4 protein-coding genes are annotated in these 4,368 nt (G+C 65.2%); 1 reads left to right on the forward strand and 3 read right to left on the reverse strand.

Annotation, left to right across the window (positions count from 1 at the left end; all coding sequences use genetic code 11):
* Positions 1-251: 251 nt before the first annotated feature.
* The 3 genes from BBK14_RS08455 to BBK14_RS08465 all read right to left on the reverse strand — a co-directional run bounded on the left by BBK14_RS08455 (position 252) and on the right by BBK14_RS08465 (position 3,645).
* Positions 252-1,094 (reverse strand): SDR family NAD(P)-dependent oxidoreductase, encoded by an 843-nt coding sequence (locus tag BBK14_RS08455; protein WP_071060774.1) that lies wholly within the window; start codon positions 1,092-1,094, stop codon positions 252-254.
* Between the two features lie 332 nt (positions 1,095-1,426).
* On the reverse strand, positions 1,427-2,623 hold the full coding sequence (locus BBK14_RS08460) for an amidohydrolase family protein (protein WP_071060776.1): 1,197 nt from the start codon (positions 2,621-2,623) through the stop codon (positions 1,427-1,429).
* Positions 2,624-2,658: 35 nt separating this feature from the next.
* Entirely contained in the window at positions 2,659-3,645 is a 987-nt protein-coding gene (locus BBK14_RS08465; RefSeq protein ID WP_338045441.1) for an SDR family NAD(P)-dependent oxidoreductase, read from the reverse strand.
* Positions 3,646-3,965: 320 nt separating this feature from the next.
* Here BBK14_RS08465 and BBK14_RS08470 point away from each other — a divergent pair.
* Positions 3,966-4,368: helix-turn-helix domain-containing protein (locus BBK14_RS08470; RefSeq protein ID WP_241831307.1), on the forward strand; the 403-nt coding region annotated here is incomplete at its 3' end.

Genomic DNA, 4,368 nt, shown 5'->3' on the forward strand with positions numbered 1-4,368 from the left:
GTCCACCAACCGGTCCTCGGGCTTCTCCTTGACCTGACCACGTCTCGGCACCCACCGAACCTACACGATCAGACACTAAGTTCCTGGTATTGGGCCCGGCACCCGCCAGCGCTCGACGTGGAGAGCCCCGCGCCGCAGCTGTGGAAGTTCGCCGGCGGCGGGCGCTACGACTCGGTGGTCGGTGGGTTAGGGCCCCACCGAAGTCGCGCTCTCGATCGCCGGCCTATCCAGCACCCGCTTCGCCCGAACGGTCATTGTCCGGAGTAGAGCAGCGGTCCACCGCTGAACGATGCGCACGCCCCACCGTCGATCAGTACGTCGGTCCCGTTCACAAAGCTTGCCTCGTCGGAGATCAGGAAGGCCACCACCGCGGCAACCTCCTCGGGCCTACCCCTACGGCGAAGGGGCGTGCGTTGGACCAGCGCGTCGGCCGCGGCGTCTGCGGCGAGTTCTTCGGCCACCATCGGGGTGTCGATGGTGCCGGGCGACACCGAACAGACCCGGACACCCAACGGTCCCAAACGAACAGCCTCTCGTTTGACCAGGCGGACGATGCCCAGCTTCGACCAGGCGTAGGCGAGACCCGCATTCTCGATGGCGGGCCCGAGCGCGTCACGGATACGCTCGAGAAAATCCTCGTCGAGTGCCGCGTCGAGTGCCGCGTCGGCCTCGGGCCCGGATGCAATGCCAATCCACGGAATCAGCGAAGCGAAGTGCACGAACACTGTGCTCGCCGTGGCGCGTCCGCTCAGTACTCGGTTGATCTGCGCGCCGGCTACGAGGTTGACGTCGAGCACCCGCTTCCAGTCGCCCATCGTCGGCGATATCCCTGCCGCGGACACGACGGCTCGGAGTTCACCGAGCTCCGCCACGCGCGCAGCCAACCGCTCCAGTCCCTCGACGTCGGTGACGTCGAGCAGGAACGGCTCGACGACACTGCGCCCGCGGGTAGACAGCTCCCTCGCCGCGGTCCTCAGGCTCTGCTCGTCGAGGTCGACGAGCACCAGTAAGTCGACCATGTGCGTCAAACGCTCGGCACACGCCAATCCGATACCCCGGCCGGCTCCGGTCACAACTCCTACGGTTCTTCTCATCGTTGCGTGCTCCCTTTCGCCGTAGTCATGTCGAGCATGCGAATGTGGCCCGACCGGGGCATGGGCGGGCGACCCAGATGGCAGGGCGAATCGTTTCCAGGCGCCGCAGCGGGGAGGCGAACGGAGCCGAGATGTGATCTAAATGTTTTGGCAGAACCGGTCCGAGGTTCTCGACAACCGCGGCCGCCGAGGTGCGGCTGAATGGGCCGGCCGCCGGTTTGGCCCCGGTCGGCCTCGGCAGGCGATGGGTAATTCGACCGACGGTCGATAGTTTGCGGAGCCTATCCCCCGCCATGAACCTCGCCGGACGCCGGGACGTCGGATTTACCCTGTCAGGCGTTGCCCGAACTAGCGGTGTCGGCATACGCCTTCTCCGGTAGCGGGAACCGGAACAGCTCGGCCGCCCGCTTCCAGGCCACCTGCTCGCGGGTCTCGTCGTCGAGGTGAGCGGTGCCAGTGGCGAAGTCGGCCTGCGTGTTGGGCCACACCGATTCGATGTGCGGGTAGTCGTCTTCGAAAAGCCAACGGGAGATGCCGAATTCTGCCGAGTACGGGCCGATCAGATCGTACTCCTGGGTACTGAATGCGAACGAACGTTGCAGCAGCTCGAGTGGAGCCGCATTCTGGTCGGGCCAGTCCGCGCGAGTGAGTGGTGAATGACCGAGATTCCAGTCGAGCCGACGGATCAGGTGTGGCAACCACGATCCCCCGGATTCGGAGACGAGGATCTTCAGGTTCGGGAACCGAGTGGTCACGCCACCCCAGAGGAGCTGCGCGCAAAAATCCGTCGCCCCCAATTGGTAGATGGTCAGCCCCATGCCGTACGGGTACATGTTCCCGGCCGGTCCACCGCGTTTCGGCCACCACGGCAGAGAGTCGGTGTGATGAACGATGACGGTGCCGGTTTCCTCGCAGGCCTGGAACAGGGGATCCCAGTGGCCGGTGCCGAACCATGGCTCGTCGAGATCGGCCGGGTTACGAATGGCGACGGCACGAAACCCACGCAGCGCATTGCGCCGAACCTCACCGGCGGCCCGTTCCGGGTCCCGGTACCAGGTATAGCCCACCGGCACCAGTCGATTGGGCGCGACCGAGATCCATTCCTCGTGGTACCAGTCGTTCCAGGCTTGCAAGGCGGCGAAGCCGGCCTCCGGATCCGTGCCCATGGCGAACAGGTCTCCGCCGAAGCCCATGCCCGCCGGGTCGGATGTGCTGGCCGTGACGGCGACGCCGTCTATGTCCATGTCCCCGAGCCGCTGTGCGGCGTCGTAGCAGCTGGGGCGGAGCTGATCATGCGTGGCGAGAGTGTTGAAGCCCTGCACGTCGGTGCGCCAGTTCTCACCGTCCTTGGCGCCTGCCATGCAACACGTGCGGTGCAGGAACGACATATGGTCCCCGAATTGCCATAATCCACCGAAGTCGGTGTTTTCGTATCGTGGTGCCTGGTCGGCGAACTTCGCCGGCATGCGTCCCTCGAACAAACCTGGTGGATCGATGATGTGGGAGTTGACCGAGAACAGCGGCTGCATGAATACCCCTTGTAACCTTGCGTGAGGTGGTCGGCTCAGCCGGCCAACATGGCGAGCGAGACCTTCCAGAGACGGGCGGCGTTCTCGGGATCGATGGCCCAGGAGCCGACGCCGGGGGCGTCGAACTCCGCTGGGGGGTTTTCGGTGTCGAAGCTGATTGCCTGGTTGCAGTTCTCGAAGTAGAGACCGCCGACACCGTCCAATAGCGGCGATGCCGCGAGCAGCACCTGCGTCGCCGCGCCCTGCTCGATGCTCCGCCAGGGCAGGTTGGCCATGCTGGCCTTGATTTCTTCGGGCAGGTCCAACGCTTCGACGTGGCGCTGCAGCTTGGTGTGGATCTGGCCGGGGTGCAGGGCGTTGGCGGTCACGCCGTCCTCAGCCCACCGGCGGTTCAGCTCGACGGTGAACAGCACATTGGCCGTCTTCGACTGGGCATAGGCCAGGCCGCCGTTGTATTCGCGACGGTCGAAGTTGATGTCATCGAAGTCGATGATGCCGCGGGCGTGGACGTGCGCATCGGAGCTGACGCTCACAACTCGGCCCCCACCAGCGGCGAGCGGAGCATAGAGGCCGAGTGTCAAGGCCATGTGGCCGAGGTGATTGGCGCCGAAGTGATATTCCACGTCCTCCCGCGTGACTTGTCGGGTTGGGAGCATCATCACGCCCGCGTTGTTGACGAGGATGTGGAGCGGGCCGTGCCAGCTGCTCGTGAACTCGTCGATGGTCGAGCGGTCGGCGAGATCCAGCGGTGCGACGTTCACCGTGGCGCCCCCGGCCGAGGCCGCGATCTCTGCGGCTATCTGCTTGCCGGCATCGAGGTTGCGCACGGCCACGGTTACTTCGGCGCCGGCCGCAGCCAGAGCCCGTGCGGTCTCGGTGCCGATTCCGGATGTCGCACCGGTGACGACCGCTTGACGACCGGATAGATCAACCCCGGCGAGGACGTCGTCGGCCGTGCTTTCACGGCTGAACGGTGTGGTGAAGCGCGAGTCGGCCATCGGAGGCTCCCAGGTGTCCAGCACGTCAGCCCACCCTGGGCGAGCAAACTGACATGTTCAGTTGAGTGACTGAAGTCTACGGTCAATCAGCTGAGACGTGAAGCCCTACGGGTCTCCCACCTCGCGGGACGGGTAACGCCACTGGTACTACATTCCTAGTGCGGCGTAAACAAATGCCCGTTCCAGTGCCACTGTTAGGCTGGAAAAAGTGTGGGTAAATTGGACACATGATCCTAACTGATAATCAACGCGATATTCTCGAGTCCTTGGCTGGAGGCGGTRGGTACGACAGGTCTGCGGCTGCCCGCGCCCGTATGGTGCTATGGCGGGACGAAGGATTCTCAGTGCGGGAAATAGCCGAGAAGGCGGGCGCGTCGAAGCCTACCGTGCGGCTGTGGCTGTCGCGCTATGACGAGGAGGGGCCGGACGGCTTGGTGAGCCGGGTGTCCCCGGGGCGGCCACGGGAGGTCCCGGGTCGGGTACGGGCGCGGATCCTGGCGTTGACCAGGGCCACCCCTCCGCCGGAGACCGGACTGAGCCACTGGACGAGCACCGAGATGGCGCGGTACCTGAAGCGCCGCGAGGGAGTGTCGGTCTCGCACGCCTTCGTGGCCCAGCTGTGGCGGGAGAACAATCTCCAGCCGCACCGGCACCGAGTCTTCAAGCTCTCGGCGGACCCGGATTTCGAGGCCAAGGTGGAGGACGTCGTCGGCCTCTACCTTGATCCCCCCGAGGGTGCCGAGGTGC

Origin of the sequence: Parafrankia soli, assembly GCF_001854695.1 — a bacterium.
GTDB lineage: Bacteria > Actinomycetota > Actinomycetes > Frankiales > Frankiaceae > Parafrankia > Parafrankia soli.